15 protein-coding genes are annotated in these 15,778 nt (G+C 57.1%); 11 read left to right on the top strand and 4 right to left on the bottom strand.

Annotated features, from left to right (window positions below; translation table 11 throughout):
* Window positions 1-80: 80 nt before the first annotated feature.
* The 4 genes from coaBC to argB all read left to right on the top strand — a co-directional run bounded on the left by coaBC (window position 81) and on the right by argB (window position 5,294).
* Window positions 81-1,292 (top strand): bifunctional phosphopantothenoylcysteine decarboxylase/phosphopantothenate--cysteine ligase CoaBC, encoded by a 1,212-nt coding sequence (coaBC, locus tag FEZ62_RS08585; protein WP_069898522.1) that lies wholly within the window; start codon window positions 81-83, stop codon window positions 1,290-1,292.
* 43 nt (window positions 1,293-1,335) lie between these two features.
* On the top strand, window positions 1,336-1,791 hold the full coding sequence (gene dut / locus FEZ62_RS08580; RefSeq protein ID WP_069898523.1) for a dUTP diphosphatase: 456 nt from the start codon (window positions 1,336-1,338) through the stop codon (window positions 1,789-1,791).
* Window positions 1,792-2,976: 1,185 nt separating this feature from the next.
* Window positions 2,977-4,371, top strand: coding sequence for a phosphomannomutase/phosphoglucomutase (gene algC / locus FEZ62_RS20630; protein WP_201970339.1), 1,395 nt, complete (start codon window positions 2,977-2,979; stop codon window positions 4,369-4,371).
* 26 nt (window positions 4,372-4,397) lie between these two features.
* On the top strand, window positions 4,398-5,294 hold the full coding sequence (gene argB / locus FEZ62_RS08570; RefSeq protein ID WP_069898574.1) for an acetylglutamate kinase: 897 nt from the start codon (window positions 4,398-4,400) through the stop codon (window positions 5,292-5,294).
* Window positions 5,295-5,346: 52 nt separating this feature from the next.
* Here argB and FEZ62_RS08565 read toward each other — a convergent pair whose 3' ends face one another.
* Window positions 5,347-5,934 carry a DUF4124 domain-containing protein gene (locus FEZ62_RS08565; protein WP_172927400.1) on the bottom strand — a complete coding sequence of 196 codons (588 nt, stop codon included), beginning with the start codon at window positions 5,932-5,934 and terminating at the stop codon, window positions 5,347-5,349.
* 23 nt (window positions 5,935-5,957) lie between these two features.
* Window positions 5,958-6,599 (bottom strand): orotate phosphoribosyltransferase, encoded by a 642-nt coding sequence (pyrE, locus tag FEZ62_RS08560; protein ID WP_069898526.1) that lies wholly within the window; start codon window positions 6,597-6,599, stop codon window positions 5,958-5,960.
* Window positions 6,600-6,691: 92 nt separating this feature from the next.
* Between pyrE and FEZ62_RS08555 the strand changes: the two genes are divergently transcribed.
* Window positions 6,692-7,471: an exodeoxyribonuclease III gene (locus FEZ62_RS08555; RefSeq protein WP_069898527.1), complete on the top strand. Its 780-nt coding sequence runs from the start codon at window positions 6,692-6,694 to the stop codon at window positions 7,469-7,471.
* A gap of 44 nt (window positions 7,472-7,515) precedes the next feature.
* On the opposite strand, the gene FEZ62_RS08550 is transcribed toward FEZ62_RS08555, so the two are convergent.
* Both FEZ62_RS08550 and rph read right to left on the bottom strand, forming a co-directional pair.
* Complete coding sequence (locus FEZ62_RS08550; protein WP_069898528.1) at window positions 7,516-7,890, bottom strand: DUF4870 domain-containing protein; 375 nt, start codon at window positions 7,888-7,890, stop codon at window positions 7,516-7,518.
* A gap of 24 nt (window positions 7,891-7,914) precedes the next feature.
* Window positions 7,915-8,637, bottom strand: a complete 723-nt coding sequence (gene rph / locus FEZ62_RS08545; protein ID WP_172927399.1) for a ribonuclease PH — start codon at window positions 8,635-8,637, stop codon at window positions 7,915-7,917.
* 140 nt (window positions 8,638-8,777) lie between these two features.
* On the opposite strand from rph, the gene FEZ62_RS08540 reads away from it, so the two are divergent.
* The 6 genes from FEZ62_RS08540 to spoT all read left to right on the top strand — a co-directional run bounded on the left by FEZ62_RS08540 (window position 8,778) and on the right by spoT (window position 15,721).
* Window positions 8,778-9,641, top strand: a complete 864-nt coding sequence (locus FEZ62_RS08540; protein WP_069898530.1) for a YicC/YloC family endoribonuclease — start codon at window positions 8,778-8,780, stop codon at window positions 9,639-9,641.
* A gap of 487 nt (window positions 9,642-10,128) precedes the next feature.
* Window positions 10,129-10,746: a cytochrome P460 family protein gene (locus tag FEZ62_RS08535; protein ID WP_090509943.1), complete on the top strand. Its 618-nt coding sequence runs from the start codon at window positions 10,129-10,131 to the stop codon at window positions 10,744-10,746.
* Window positions 10,747-11,087: 341 nt separating this feature from the next.
* The gene (locus tag FEZ62_RS08530) at window positions 11,088-12,368 is read left to right on the top strand and encodes a beta-propeller fold lactonase family protein (RefSeq protein WP_172927398.1); all 1,281 of its coding nucleotides are present in this window, start codon (window positions 11,088-11,090) and stop codon (window positions 12,366-12,368) included.
* 183 nt (window positions 12,369-12,551) lie between these two features.
* Entirely contained in the window at window positions 12,552-13,172 is a 621-nt protein-coding gene (gene gmk / locus FEZ62_RS08525) for a guanylate kinase (RefSeq protein ID WP_069899890.1), read from the top strand.
* A 116-nt stretch (window positions 13,173-13,288) separates the two neighbouring features.
* Window positions 13,289-13,552, top strand: coding sequence for a DNA-directed RNA polymerase subunit omega (gene rpoZ, locus FEZ62_RS08520; RefSeq protein WP_069899891.1), 264 nt, complete (start codon window positions 13,289-13,291; stop codon window positions 13,550-13,552).
* Between the two features lie 60 nt (window positions 13,553-13,612).
* Window positions 13,613-15,721: a bifunctional GTP diphosphokinase/guanosine-3',5'-bis pyrophosphate 3'-pyrophosphohydrolase gene (spoT, locus tag FEZ62_RS08515; RefSeq protein WP_069899892.1), complete on the top strand. Its 2,109-nt coding sequence runs from the start codon at window positions 13,613-13,615 to the stop codon at window positions 15,719-15,721.
* Window positions 15,722-15,778: the final 57 nt, after the last annotated feature.

The raw sequence follows: 15,778 nt of genomic DNA, 5'->3' as shown, positions 1-15,778 counted from the left end.
TAGCCCATCTTTTTACGCGGTGGCCGACCTGGGGAGGGGCGTACACCGTGGCGCACATCCACCTTATATAAGGCAAGCCTATGCAGCGGCTTTATCGCAAACGCATCATTCTCGGTGTAGGCGGCGGCATTGCCGCTTACAAGAGCGCTGAGCTGGTCCGCCGACTCAAGGACCAAGGGGCTGAGGTACGCGTGGTCATGACCCACGGCGGCCGCGAGTTCATTACTCCGCTGACGCTGCAAGCGCTGTCCGGCAACCCGGTGCACATGGACCTGTTGGACCCCGCTGCAGAAGCGGCAATGGGCCACATCGAACTGGCGCGCTGGGCCGATCTGGTACTGATCGCACCCGCCACAGCCGACCTTATGGCGCGCCTGACCCAAGGCGTGGCCAACGACCTGCTGACCACCTTGGTACTGGCCACCGACGCGCCGGTCGCACTGGCGCCGGCCATGAATCAGGCCATGTGGCGCGATCCCGCGACCCAGAGCAATGTCGAGCAGCTGCGTGCCCGCGGGATTCGCATGTTTGGCCCGGCGTCTGGCAGCCAGGCCTGTGGCGATGTCGGCCTTGGCCGCATGCTGGAGGCTGATGATCTGGCGCAACTGGCCGCTGACTGCTTCGAGAACGCGATGCTCACTGGCGTGCATGTGCTGATTACCGCAGGCCCGACCCAGGAAAACATCGACCCGGTGCGCTACATCACCAACCACAGCTCCGGCAAAATGGGGTTTGCCCTGGCCGAGGCGGCCGCCGAAGCCGGTGCCAAAGTCACCCTGATCAGCGGCCCGGTGCACCTGCCGACGCCGGATCGGGTCAATCGCATTGATGTGGTCAGCGCGCGCGACATGCTGGCTGCCTGCGAGGCTGCGATGCCGTGCGACGTGTTGATCGCCGCAGCGGCAGTTGCCGATTACCGCCCCGAAGTTGTCGCGCAGCACAAACTGAAGAAAGACCCCACCAGCGGTGATGGCCTGCTTCTGCAGATGGTCCGCAACCCCGACATTCTGGCGACACTGGCGGCACGCGAAGATCGCCCGTTTAGCGTTGGCTTCGCTGCAGAAACTGAAAACTTGCTGGAATATGCTTCGCGCAAACTCAAGGACAAGAACCTTGACCTGATCGTCGCCAATGACGTTGCCAATCCTACTATTGGTTTCAACAGCGAAGAGAATGCCATCACCATTATTGACCGCGAGCTGCATAAAAATAGTTTCGCCCAAACCAGCAAGGGCAAGATTGCCCGGCAACTGGTCGAATTCATCGCCGATCGCCTGAACAACCGCGGCTAGACCGAACGCGATCCGCCACAGCCAACACATTACAGAGCCTGATATGCACGCACTACAAGCCAAGATTCTCGACCCGCGCCTCGGCGCTGAATTCCCGCTGCCGGCTTATGCCACTCCAGGCTCGGCGGGATTGGACCTGCGCGCTATGCTCAAGGAAGAGCTGGTTATCGAGCCGGGGCAAACCGTGCTGATCCCAACCGGCTTGTCGATCTATATCGGCGACCCGGGTTTGGCCGCAATGATTCTGCCGCGTTCGGGCCTTGGCCATAAACACGGCATCGTACTGGGCAATCTGGTCGGCTTGATCGACTCGGATTATCAGGGCGAGCTGATGGTTTCGTGCTGGAACCGCGGCCAGAGCGCATTCACCGTCGCCATTGGTGAGCGCATCGCCCAACTGATTCTGGTTCCAGTGGTCCAGGCGCATTTTGATCTGGTCGAGGAATTTGACCTGAGCCAGCGTGGCGCCGGCGGTTTCGGGCACTCTGGCAGTCACTAAGGGCACTTGAGACATCAACGGACTATTGTCGGGAATGACTGAGTGAAGCTATTTAAAAGCGGAAAAAAACAACAACAAGACCCCTTGGCCCCAAGCTCACCTGCCAAAGGCGCCGAAGCCACCTCAAGGCAAAGCAACCCCGGTTTGGTTATCGCCATCGGCGGTTGGCTCTTGGCGACAGCAGTCGTTGCCTACAGCCTGTACGACAATGGCCAGCAGCAGCGCCAACAGCTAAGCCAGGCCTGGAGCAGCAGCCAGGCCGGAGCGTTGCAACAGTCGCTCAAGCAGTTGGCAGCCGACACCCAGACCGCCGCGCAGAGCCCGGCGCTGGTTGCGGCCCTGCAAAGCCAGGACCCCGGCCAAATCCAGAGCACTGAGGCAACGCTCAGCTATTGGCAAGGCATTGTCGATGCGCACCTGACTGCGCGCGGCAAAGGCGCGCTGCAGGCAGACCGTCGGGCGCCGCTCAACTACGCCGCACTGGACATGATCAACCGTGTCGAGAAAGGCAAGGACGCAGCCGTCGAGGCCTACAAGATCGGCGACCAGTGGGTGGTGTATAGCGCCGCAGCCGTGCGTAAAGACAGCAACTCACCCGTGCTCGGCACCCTGCTGCTGGCATTCGACCTTAAGCGCGTCATGGCGGGCGTACCCGAATTGCCGGCCGGCATTGGCCAAATCGTACTCACCCAAAAATTCGCCAGCGCCCCGGCGCAAACCCTGAGCCAGCGCGGTAATGGCGGCCAGGCAAGCGAAACCCTGAGCAGCGGCAATCAGAACTGGCAATTAAGCTTCAGCGCTGGCCCTGAACTGCAACCTACATGGCCTTCATGGCCGCTGTTGGGGCTCGCCGCACTGATTGCGCTGGGCGGATTATTGCTTGGCTTCAAACTGGCATCACGCGGCCTCAAGCAACAACTCAGCGAAGATGTCGACCAGCTTCGCCAGCTGATTGGCGAACTCTCAGTGGGTAAGAGCGTCAAATCATTTAGCCTCAACTTGCCAGAACTCGGCCATCTCGCCCAATTATTGGCGAGCATGCCGCGCCGCAGCAACGAGCCGCCGGCCAAACCGGCAGCCAAGCCGGCCGAGCCTGCGCCACCCCTGTTTCAAGACACCGATATCCTCGATATCGACATTCTCGACAATGACCAGGACCCTCTGGAATTGGAGCAAGCACCTGTAATGACTACTGAAATAACTGCACCCAAGCTTCCCGCAGACATTTTCCGCGCGTATGACATTCGCGGCGTCGTGGGCCGTACCTTAACGCCCGAAACCGCTTACTGGGTTGGCCGCGCAGTGGGTTCCGAAAGCCTCGCTAAAGGCGAGCCCAATGTTGCTGTAGGTCGCGATGGCCGCCTCTCGGGGCCAGAGTTGGTTGAGCAGTTGATTCAAGGCCTGGTCGATTGTGGCTGCAATGTCAGCGATGTCGGCATGGTGCCAACGCCGGTGGTTTATTACGCGGCCAACATCCTCAGCGGCAAGTCTGCAGTCATGCTCACCGGCAGCCACAACCCGCCGGATTACAACGGTTTCAAAATCGTTGTCGCCGGCGACACGCTGGCTAACGAGCAGATTCAGGCCCTGAAAACCCGCATCGACAACAACGATCTGGCCAGCGGCAACGGCAGTGTCGAGCAGGTCGATGTACTCGAGCGCTACTTTGCCGAGATTCGTGACGACATCGCGCTGGCCAAGAACCTGCGCGTAGTAGTCGATTGCGGTAATGGCGCAGCTGGCGTCATCGCACCACAGCTGATTGAAGCGCTGGGCTGCGAAGTGATCCCGCTGTTCTGCGACGTCGATGGCAACTTCCCGAACCATCACCCGGATCCGGGCAAGCCTGAGAATCTGGTCGACCTGATCGCTGCAGTAAAAGAGCACAACGCCGACCTCGGCCTGGCCTTTGATGGCGATGGCGACCGCGTAGGTGTTGTGACCAATAAAGGCACGATCGTGTACCCGGATCGCCTGCTGATGCTGTTCGCCAAGGATGTGGTTTCGCGCAACCCCGGCGCCGACATCATCTTCGACGTTAAATGCACGCGTCGCCTGATCCCGCTGATCAGCGGCTACGGTGGCCGTCCGGTGATGTGGAAGACCGGCCACTCGCTGATCAAGAAGAAGATGAAAGAAACCGGCGCCCTGCTGGCCGGTGAAATGAGCGGCCATATTTTCTTCAAGGAACGCTGGTTCGGTTTTGATGACGGCATTTACAGCGCCGCACGCCTGCTGGAAATTCTCAGCCAGGAAGACAAAGACGCCGAAAGCATCTTCAACGCCTTCCCGAGCGATATTTCGACGCCGGAAATCAACATCGAAGTTACCGACGCCAACAAGTTCCAGCTGATCCAGAGCCTGCAAGACGACGGCAGCTGGGGCGAAGCCAAAATCACCACACTCGATGGTGTTCGCGTCGATTACCCGAAAGGCTGGGGCCTGGTTCGCGCATCCAACACCACTCCAGTGCTGGTATTGCGCTTTGAAGCCGAGACCGAGGAAGAGCTGGAGCGCATCAAGACGGTGTTCCGCACCCAGCTGAACAGCCTCGCACCCGACATTGATGTACCGTTCTAATGACCGATTCAGTAGTGGAGTCCAGCATGCCCCTCGAACGTGATGCCGCCATTCAGGTAGCCCGGGTTCTTTCTGAAGCACTGCCGTATATTCGCCGTTTTGTCGGCAAGACGCTGGTAGTCAAATACGGCGGCAACGCCATGGAAAGTGACGAGCTGAAGACCAACTTTGCCCGTGACATCGTGCTGATGAAGGCCGTGGGCATCAACCCGGTCGTCGTGCACGGCGGCGGGCCGCAAATTGGCGACCTGCTCAAGCGTCTGTCGATTGAAAGCCACTTTGTTGATGGTATGCGCGTTACCGACGCACAAACCATGGATGTGGTGGAGATGGTGCTCGGTGGTCAGGTCAACAAGGACATCGTCAACCTGATCAACCGTCATGGCGGCAGCGCCATCGGCCTGACCGGTAAAGATGCCGAATTGATCCGCGCCAAGAAGCTCAAAGTCAGTCGTCAGACACCTGAAATGACCCAGCCCGAGATCATTGATATCGGCCATGTTGGCGAAGTCACCGGGATCAACACCGAACTGCTGAACATGCTGGTCAAGGGCGACTTCATCCCGGTTATTGCGCCGATTGGTGTAGGCCCCGATGGCGAGTCCTACAACATCAACGCCGATCTGGTTGCAGGTAAAGTTGCAGAAGCACTGCAAGCTGAAAAGCTCATGCTGCTGACCAACATTGCCGGTCTGATGGACAAAGAAGGTCAGGTTCTGACAGGTTTGAACACCGAGCAGGTCGACCGGCTGATCGCAGACGGGACCATTTACGGCGGCATGTTGCCGAAAATCCGCTGCGCGCTTGAAGCGGTGCAAGGCGGCGTGACCAGCGCGCACATCATTGATGGCCGCGTACCTAACGCCGTATTGCTGGAAATTTTCACCGACAGCGGCGTCGGCACACAGATCTGTAACCGCTAAAAACCAGCCAATGCATGGCCAAGCGCAAAAGCGCGAAGCCATGCATTGATGGTTATTGCGTGCGTGTTAGCTCAACAAACCGCGCACGCTCATTGTTGAAGCTGGCCTCGGTTTTCAAGCGGATGTCCTGATACCGCTTGATATCGTCCTGCAGCCGACGCTCCTCGCCCTTGAGGTTATTGATGCGGCTAACCACATCCTCCGGAACCGGAGTTGCGGCGCGATCATATTCAGCGGCCTTCTGTTGCAGCTGAGATTGCTGCAAGCGCACTGACTGCAGATTGCCCCGCGCCACACCGATAACCCCATCCAACTCTTGCAGGCCCCGTTTCCGGGCACGATCGATGTCCTCGACTGAGCTGTACATGCGCAACAATTGGGCGTCAGCAGCCGCCTTGTCGCGCGCATCCAGTTTTTGCTGCATTTCTTCGCGGCTCAATGCCGCCGGCACCACACGAATTACCCGCCCCTGATCGTTGAGCACTTCATAGCCGCGCGCAATCGAGTCAGGCGGAACACCCTGACGGCTAATCGCCACGCCACCCTTGCTATCGATATAACGATAAGACTCACCGGCAAAGGCCAGTGTGGGCAGCAGTGTTATCAGCAACAAGCAGGGGTTTAGGGCCGACTTGGGCATTGTATTTTCCTTATCTATTAACGTCAGACTCCATAGGTAGCGCGATAAGCCTGAACCGCTGGAAGATGCTGTTTAAGCTCAGCATCTTCTGCCAAATACTCAAGCACTTGCTCCAGCGAAACGATGCTGACAACCGGAATACCGAAATCCCTCTCGACTTCCTGAATGGCTGACAACTCGCCTTTACCACGCTCTTGACGATTCAATGCAATTAAAACGCCAGCAGCCGTCGCACCCTGCGCCTGAATAATCTGCATGACCTCGCGAATCGCCGTTCCCGCGGTAATAACATCATCGATAATCAGAACTTTGCCGGCCAGCGGCGCTCCAACCAACGTGCCGCCTTCGCCATGGTCCTTGGCTTCCTTGCGGTTGAAACACCAGGGCACATCGTGCTCATGATGATCAGCCAATGCGACAGCAGTGGTAGCCGCGAGCGGAATACCCTTGTAGGCTGGTCCGAACAATACATCGAAAGAAATACCGCTATCTGCGACTGCTGCGGCATAGAATCGCCCCAGTTGCGCCAACGCCGAACCACTGTCAAACAGGCCCGCATTGAAGAAGTATGGACTGGTGCGCCCCGACTTGAGAGTGAACTCACCAAAGCGCAAAACACCGCGTTGAATGGCAAAACGAATAAACTCGCGTTGGTATGCTTGCATGGAAAGCCCCAAAAAACAGAGATTTGACTAGGAATTTAGCTAATAGACACGACCTCGGGTATCATACACGCACGTGTTTTTGGGGGCCATTTATGCGGATCATCAGTGTAAACGTGAATGGTATTCATGCTGCAGTCGAGCGCGGTTTGCTCAGTTGGCTGCAAGCACAGAATGCCGACGTGATCTGCCTGCAGGACACCCGTGCCTCCGCCTTTGAGCTGGACGACCAAGCCTTCCAACTGGATGGCTATTTCCTCTATGCCTGCGATGCAGAAGTACCAAGCCAAGGTGGCGTGGCTCTGTATTCGCGTTTGCAGCCCAAGGCGGTAATCAGCGGCCTCGGCTTTGAAATGGCCGATCGCTACGGGCGCTACCTGCAGGCAGATTTCGATAAAGTAAGTATCGCCACTTTGTTGCTGCCATCGGGGCAGGACGGCGATGAGAGCTTGAATCAAAAATTCAAGTTCATGGACGACTTCACCCATTATCTGGACAAGCAGCGCCGCAAGCGCCGCGAATACATTTATTGCGGTTCGCTGTACGTCGCGCACCAGAAGCTGGATGTGAAGAACTGGCGCGACTGCCAGCAATCACCCGGTTTCATGGCGCCAGAGCGGGCCTGGATGGATGAAGTGCTGAACAACATGGGCTACGTTGACGCCCTGCGTGAAGTGAATCGTGAAGGCGACCAGTTCAGCTGGTGGCCGGATAACGAGCAGGCAGAAATGCTCAACCTCGGTTATCGCTTCGATTACCAGTTGCTCACACCCGGCATGCGCCGCAGTGTGCGCACCGCACGCCTGCCGCGTCAGCCACGCTTCTCGCAGCACGCTGCACTGACGGTGGATTACGACTGGATTCTCAGCGTATAAACCGCCAGACATAAAAAAACCGGCTCGCGCCGGTTTTTTTATGTCTACTTGATCAGCCGCCAACTGAACGGATAACGATAGGCCTGGCCCTCGTTAGCCTTGATCCCGGCAATGATCGCCAGCACGATGCCGGCAATAGTTACCAGGCTCGCCAACATGAAGCCGACCACAACCAGCATCAGCAGCACGCTGATCATGAAGGCAATGCTCACGCTAATCTGAAAGTTCAGCGCCTCTTTACCCTGCGCGTCCACAAAAGGATCTACATCCTTCTTGATTTGCCAGAGAATCAGCGGCCCGATCAGATTACCGAACGGAAAAACAAACCCCAGAAAAGCCGCAAAATGGCAGAACATTGCCCATTGCCGTGCTTCTTGGCTGGGAGCGGGTACGGGTACCTGTGGCTCTTGTTGATCCATTACTTGCCCTCCTGACTCATTGGCTCAATCGGCCAGTGCGGCCTTTTGAATCTCGAACAACTCATTAACGCCCTTGCTTGCCAACGCCAGCATGGCATTCAGCTCTTCCGGCTGGAAAGGTGCGCCTTCAGCGGTGCCCTGCACTTCGATGAAGCCGCCAGCGCTGGTCATGACCACGTTGAGGTCAGTCTCGGCTGCCGAGTCTTCCAGATAATCCAGGTCGAGTACCGCCTCGCCCTTATACATGCCAACGGAAACAGCTGCGATCATCTGCTTGAGCGGATCGCCGCCTTTCAGGCCGCCACGCTTCTTGATGATTTTCAGCGCGTCGATCAAGGCCACCATCGAACCGGTGATGGATGCAGTACGGGTGCCGCCATCTGCCTGAATCACATCGCAATCGACGTACAGGGTGTTTTCACCCAGCTTGGACATGTCGAGCGCAGCGCGCAGCGAACGGCCGATCAGGCGCTGGATTTCCAACGTACGACCGCCCTGCTTGCCACGGCTGGCTTCACGCTGGTTACGGTCACCGGTTGCACGCGGCAGCATGCCGTATTCAGCAGTCAACCAACCCTGACCCTGGCCCTTGAGGAAGCGCGGTACGCCCGACTCGACGCTGACCGTACAGATCACCTTGGTATCACCGAACTCAACCAGCACCGAACCCTCGGCATGCTTGGTGTAGTTACGGGTGATGCGGATTGCGCGCAACTCGTCGGCGCTGCGGCCACTTGGACGTTTCATCAAGGTATACCCACTCTGTATAGAATTCTGGCGCCCATTATAAAGGTCCAAGCCTTACGGCGACATGACCAATTGGGCCGCCCGACACACTGCGCTACAATCGGCGCTCAATGCATCAGACAGACTCCGAGGTTAGCTCCATGATCCACAGTATGACCGCCTTCGCCCGTAACGAGCAGACTGTGGCCAACGGCACGCTGAGCTGGGAGCTGCGCTCCGTCAATCATCGCTACCTTGAGCCGCATTTGCGCCTGCCGGAGTCGTTCCGCGACCTGGAAGGCTCGGTACGCGACGCGCTGCGCAAAGGCCTCTCACGCGGCAAGGTCGAATGCACCCTGCGCTATACCGAAGACAATAGCGCGGGCGAGTTGCAGGTTGACCGCGAGCGCGCCTCGCAGCTGATCGCAGCGGCCGAGACCATCGCCGGCCTGATCAAACAACCTGCGCCGCTCAACCCGCTGGAAGTTCTGGCCTGGCCTGGCGTGCTGGTTGCCGATGCCAGCGATCCACAAGCCTTGAACAAAGCCGCGCTGGACGCATTCAACAAGGCCCTGCGCGAGCTGAAAGAAGGCCGCAAGCGTGAAGGCGCCGAACTGGCAAAAGTGCTCAGTGAACGCCTCGACGGCATCAGCGAGCAGGTCGTGACATTGCGCGAACTGGTCCCGGAAATGCTCAAGGCACAACGCCAGAAGGTGCTTGACCGCTGCGTCGAGATGCAAGCCGAACTCGACCCGCAACGTCTTGAGCAAGAGATGGTGCTGCTGGCACAAAAGAGCGACGTCGCCGAAGAGCTGGATCGGCTCAACACACATGTGACTGAGGTTCGCCGGGTTCTCAATGCCGAAGGCGCAGCCGGTCGCCGCCTTGATTTCCTCATGCAGGAACTCAACCGCGAAGCCAACACCCTTGGTTCAAAAGCCTTCGACACGCGCAGCACGCAAGCGGCCGTAAACCTCAAGGTGCTGATTGAGCAGATGCGCGAGCAAGTACAAAATATCGAGTGAATAACCGATCAACAGACGGGTCGAGCACACGCGAAACCCGTCTGCGCACACACTGCGATGAATACCCTGACTGACCCGCCTCGCAAAACGCTCACGCCCAACACCTCTCGCAATCTCGGCACGCCTCCATTCATCCTGCGCAACGCATGATGTCGCGTCGTGCATGTCCACCAAAAATATAATTAACAAAACCCATACTTAAGTTATGCAGGCTTGATTTATATCCCTATTTTTCAACTAGTAACTTGCTGAAAACAGCTCATTTAAAACTTATCAGCAAACTATCTGACGGAAGGTAAATCTTTGTAGTCATATTCCTACATATTTATCTTGTTATTAATGCGCCAGCAGGTTTCAGCACATATAGCGATGGGTTCTTGGTCAGATACTACGCACACGTGCTTACACAACTTCAATATTATGAGCTAATGTTCCGCAAGCATTGCACGACGCAATGTGTATAAAACTTTACAAGGACTTGTTAGCCATGAAATCAATCAAGAAATCATTGCTGGGCTTAGCCCTCGCCGGGACAATCGGCCAAATATTTATTGCAGGCGCGGCAGTTGGCGGCGAGCTTTATACATTTAAAGACGGCAAGCTGGACCGCCCAACGGGCTATCGCGAATGGGTATTCGTGGGCACCCCGCTAACCCCGAATGACATGAACAACGGCAAGGCCGCTTTTCCTGAATTCCACAACGTCTACATTGACCGCAAAAGCTGGGATCAATGGAAAGAAAAGGGCACCTTCCGTGACGGCGCGATCATGGTTAAAGAACTGATCGATGTCGGCAGCAAGGCCGCACCTAGCGGCAAAGGCTACTTTGAAGGCGACTTCATCGGCCTGGAAGCCACGATCAAGAGCAAGAAGCTGTTCCCGAAAGAGCCTGGCAACTGGGCCTACTTCAGCTTCTCGACGCCTGACCACAAGGCGCTGACCGACACCGCAACCGCCTTCCCGACCGCCGCCTGCAATGCCTGCCACGACGCATCGGCAGCCGACGACTTTGTCTTCACCCAGTACTACCCAGTGCTGCGTGCCGGTAAAGGCAAAGGCAAAGATGCAACCGGCGGCACCCTTTCCGACCTGACGGCAAAGTAACAGCACAGGCAGCCCAGCCACGCTGGACTCACTGATGCCCAGTCAACCCGCGCGGGCTTATATGCGCGCGGATTGACTCGATAACTTAAGATTTATCATTTAAATGCAAATAAGAACTATTGGTAATAACTTAGCCAAGGCTTTGCCTCGCCTGAACATCCGCCTTGTATAACGCGATATTAATATTGTTCACACAGCGTTTTATTGAAATTCTGCATAAGCCGCTAATTAGCCGAAGAGCACAGCCATAGACTTATTTACTGTGGCTAGCAGGTTGATTATGCAGCAGCTGAAACTGCCCGCCACGACTTCTTGTTCGTAATCCGATAAAGGGAATTGTCATGAATACAGCAAAAACTTTACTCGCCATTGCATTGACCACCGCCTGTGCAAGTGCAATGGCGGCCGAGCAGGTAGGCGCGGTATATGCCTCAAGTAATAAAGCCGAAGGCAATACCATCGTCGCCTTCAAGCAAATGAGTGATGGCAGCCTGGCCACACTGGGCGAGTTCAAATCCGGCGGCAAAGGCACCGGCAATATCGAAATTTTCGACGGCGGCTATGACCCGACTCACCCACTGGCTGACGGCATTGATCCGCTGATTTCCGCTTATGGTGTCTATAACACCGAAGACAAAAAGCACCTGCTCACCGTCAACTCCGGCGACGGCACCATCAGCTCGTTCAATGTCGCCGACGACTTCAAGCTGAAACTGGTGAATACAGTCAAAGCCAGCGATATCCACCCGGTCAGTATCGCCTCCAAAGGCAAACTGGTTTATGTGGCGAGTTCCGGCGATGCCAAGGCTCCGCCATTCAGCGGCAACATCAGCGGCTTCACCATCGACGCGGCTGGCAAGCTCACGCCCATCGCCAACTCGACCCGCAATCTGGGCGCTCGCCCAACCACCATTGTGTTTTCGACTGACGGCAAGTTTGTCGTGGTCAACGAGTTGGTGACCGGCCAGTTCAAAGTGTTCGCGGTGAATGCAGACGGCACTCTTTCCAAGGAGCCGGTTTCTGTCGCCAGCGCGCCGAACGGCGATTCGAGCCGTGCCCTGCCAATCCCGGTCGGCTTCGACATTGTAAAAGGCGCTAAGGGCGACATCATTGTTGCCTCTGAGGCACGCTTTCTGGACAAGAAAGGCATGCTGCGCGAAGAAGCCGGCAAGGTCCCGCAGTCGCCGAAATACTCATGGCAAACAAGCTCGTCCTCGTCTTACACCCTGGACGGCAAAGGCCAGATCAAACTGGTAACAGCAGACGCCCTGACCGGCGATGCGGTCGAAGGTGGCGAGATCGCCAATTGCTGGGTCGAGACCTCGCGAGACGGCAAAACGCTGTGGGCGGCCAATGCACTGTCCAGCTCCATCAGCGCCTACACCATCAACCCAGATGGCAGCATCGCTCTGAAAACCGCAACGGCCTACAAGAACGAGGCTGAAATGGACTTCTACAGCGACCTGACGCTCAGCGCCGACGGCAAGTACATCAACCAGCTGATCGGCAACAAAGGCGAAGTGACCGTGTTCAAGGTTGGCGCTGACGGCTTCACATTGACGCCCGTTGGCACCTACGGCGGCCTGCCAAAAATTGGCGCTTACGGCATCATTTCGCTGTAATCGGCCATCCACTTTCAAGCCGCCGCCCGCAGAAATAAGCCTGCTCGCGGCGGCTCAAATGCCCACGATTTACCCAATGCAGATGGATATCCCGCGAAGTTTCAGCCGTGTTTGTCGCCAAACCGCCTTATAATGCTCAATCGTTGCGACTACGCTTGGCTTATTGCTTTTCAGGACACACACATGACGCTTACAACCGGGACCCTGTACATCATCTCTGCACCTTCTGGCGCGGGCAAGACCAGCTTGGTCAAGGCGCTGATCGACAGCGAGGCGATGATTCGTGTGTCTGTCTCGCACACCACACGCGCCATGCGCCCGGGCGAAGTCGATGGTGAGAACTACCACTTCATCAACCGCGAGCAGTTCCACGCCATGCTCGACAAGAACGAGTTTCTGGAACACGCGCAGGTTTTCGACAACCTCTACGGCACCTCGCAAACCTGGGTCGAAACCACGCTGGCCGAGGGCTATGACCTGATTCTGGAAATCGACTGGCAAGGCGCGCAACAGGTTCGTCGCCTGATGCCGGAATCACGTTCGATCTTCATCCTGCCGCCGACTCAGGAAGCCTTGCGCCATCGTCTGACCAACCGTGGCCAGGACAGCGGCGAGATCATTGAGCGCCGCATGCGCGAGGCCGTCAGCGAGATGAGCCACTACGTCGAGTACGATTATGTGATCATCAATGATGACTTTGCTCACGCATTGAGCGATCTTAAAGCCGTATTCCGTGCCAACCAGCTGCAACAAACCGCACAGCAACAGCGTCACGCCGGGCTGTTGAGCGAGCTTCTGGCTTAAGCCGTACGGCAGCACGACAAAACAAAAGCTTCCCATAACGCTGGTGATTTTTTAGACTATCCAGTCCGCTCGCCCATTCGGGCCCAGCTTTAATTGCATTTGCTACGAGGAACACCATGGCCCGCGTTACCGTTGAAGATTGCCTGGACAACGTTGATAACCGCTTTGAGCTGGTCATGCTTGCGACCAAGCGTTCGCGTCAGCTCGCTACCGGCGGCAAAGAGCCAATGGTTCCGGTTGAAAACGACAAGCCTACCGTTATCGCCCTGCGCGAAATCGCTGCCGGCCTGATGAACTACGACGTCATCGCCCAAGCTGAAATCGTTGAAGAAGAGCCATTGTTTGGCTCATTTGAGGACGAGGCTAACGAGCCTCTGTAAGCCTATGCCCGGTCGACGTCGTAAGGCGCATGGTCGCTCAGCTCAGCATGGAGAACACCTATGCCGAGCATAGACGCCCTCGCCACTCGACTTTCGACCTACCTCGGCGATGACCAGGTCAATCTGGTCCGCCGAGCCTATTTCTATGCCGAGCAAGCCCACGACGGCCAACGCCGCCGCAGTGGTGAGGCATATGTAACCCACCCGCTCGCGGTGGCTAGCATTCTTGCTGACATGCACATGGACCATCAAAGCCTGATGGCGGCCATGCTGCATGACGTAATCGAAGACACCGGCATCGCCAAAGAGGCACTCACCGCGCAGTTCGGTGAGTCCGTGGCGGAGTTGGTTGATGGCGTCAGCAAGCTGACCCAGATGAACTTCGAAACCAAAGCCGAAGCGCAAGCCGAAAACTTCCAGAAGATGGCGATGGCCATGGCCCGTGACATTCGGGTGATTCTGGTCAAACTGGCCGACCGTCTGCACAACATGCGCACGCTGGAAGTGCTGTCTGGCGAGAAGCGCCGTCGCATCGCCAAAGAAACGCTGGAAATCTACGCACCGATCGCCAACCGTTTGGGCATGCACAGCATGCGCGTAGAGTTCGAAGACCTCGGCTTCAAGGCCATGCACCCGATGCGCGCCGGCCTGATCCGCGCAGCCGTGCGCCGTGCCCGTGGCAACCGCAAAGAAATCGTCAATAAAATTGAAGAGTCTCTTGTGCATTGCCTTGAACGCGAAAATCTTCAAGGCGAGGTCAGCGGGCGCGAGAAGCACCTGTACGGTATCTACCAGAAGATGCGCGGCAAGCGCCGGGCGTTCAATGAAATTATGGACGTCTACGCCTTCCGCATCATCGTCGACAAGGTCGACACCTGCTATCGCATCCTCGGCGCCGTGCACAATCTGTACAAGCCGCTGCCGGGACGCTTCAAAGACTACATCGCAATTCCCAAGGCCAATGGCTACCAGTCGTTGCACACCACGCTGTTCGGCATGCATGGCGTGCCCATCGAAATCCAGATCCGCACGCGTGAGATGGAAGAGATGGCCAACAACGGCATCGCTGCGCACTGGCTGTACAAATCCAACGAAGAAGATCAGCCCAAAGGCACTCACGCCCGCGCACGGCAGTGGGTCAAGGGCGTTCTGGAGATGCAGCAACGCGCGGGCAACTCACTGGAATTTATCGAGAGCGTGAAGATCGACCTGTTCCCGGACGAGGTCTACGTCTTCACCCCGAAAGGCCGCATCATGGAGCTGCCAAAAGGCTCAACGGCGGTCGACTTTGCTTACGCGGTGCACACCGATGTCGGCAACACTTGTATTGCCTGCCGGATCAATCGTCGCCTTGCACCGCTGTCACAAGCACTGGAAAGCGGCTCGACGGTTGAGATCGTCAGCGCACCGGCGGCACGCCCGAACCCGGCGTGGCTGAACTTTGTAGTCACCGGCAAGGCGCGTACGCATATCCGCCACGCGCTCAAGCAACAGCGTCGCTCAGAGTCGATCAACCTCGGTGAACGCCTGCTCAACAAGGTGCTGGCCAGCTTCGACACCAGCCTCGAGAAGATCAGCCAAGAACGAATTCAACTGGTACTCAGCGAATACCGTCAGCAGGTCATCGAAGACGTGCTGGAAGATATCGGCCTGGGTAACCGCATGGCCTATGTTGTCGGCCGCCGTATGCTCGCCAGCGAAGGCGAAGAGCGCCCAAGCAGCGAAGGCCCGCTGGCGATTCGCGGCACCGAAGGCCTGGTTCTGAGTTACGCCAAATGCTGCACACCCATTCCTGGCGACCCGATTGTCGGCTACCTGTCTGCGGGTAAAGGCATGGTCGTGCACCTCGAAAGCTGCCGCAACATTGGCGAGGTGCGCAACAATCCGGAAAAGTGCATCCAACTGTCCTGGGCGAAAGATGTCACCGGCGAATTCAACGTCGAGTTGCGCGTCGAGCTGGAACACCAGCGCGGCCTGATCGCTTTGCTCGCCGGCAGTGTCAACGATGCCGACGGCAACATCGAGAAGATCAGCATGGATGAGCGCGACGGGCGCATGAGTGTCGTGCAGTTGGTGGTCAGCGTACATGACCGCGTGCATCTGGCCCGCGTGATCAAGAAGCTGCGCGCCTTGCTGGGCGTTATTCGCATCACCCGGGTGCGTTCCTGAGTACACACATTCATCGACATTGTTGTACGGTGGCCTGACCACCGTACTCGAATTGTC

The organism is Pseudomonas sp. MS19 (assembly GCF_013277615.1).
Lineage (GTDB): Bacteria > Pseudomonadota > Gammaproteobacteria > Pseudomonadales > Pseudomonadaceae > Aquipseudomonas > Aquipseudomonas marincola.
This window is presented reverse-complemented; position numbering and strand designations above follow the sequence as displayed.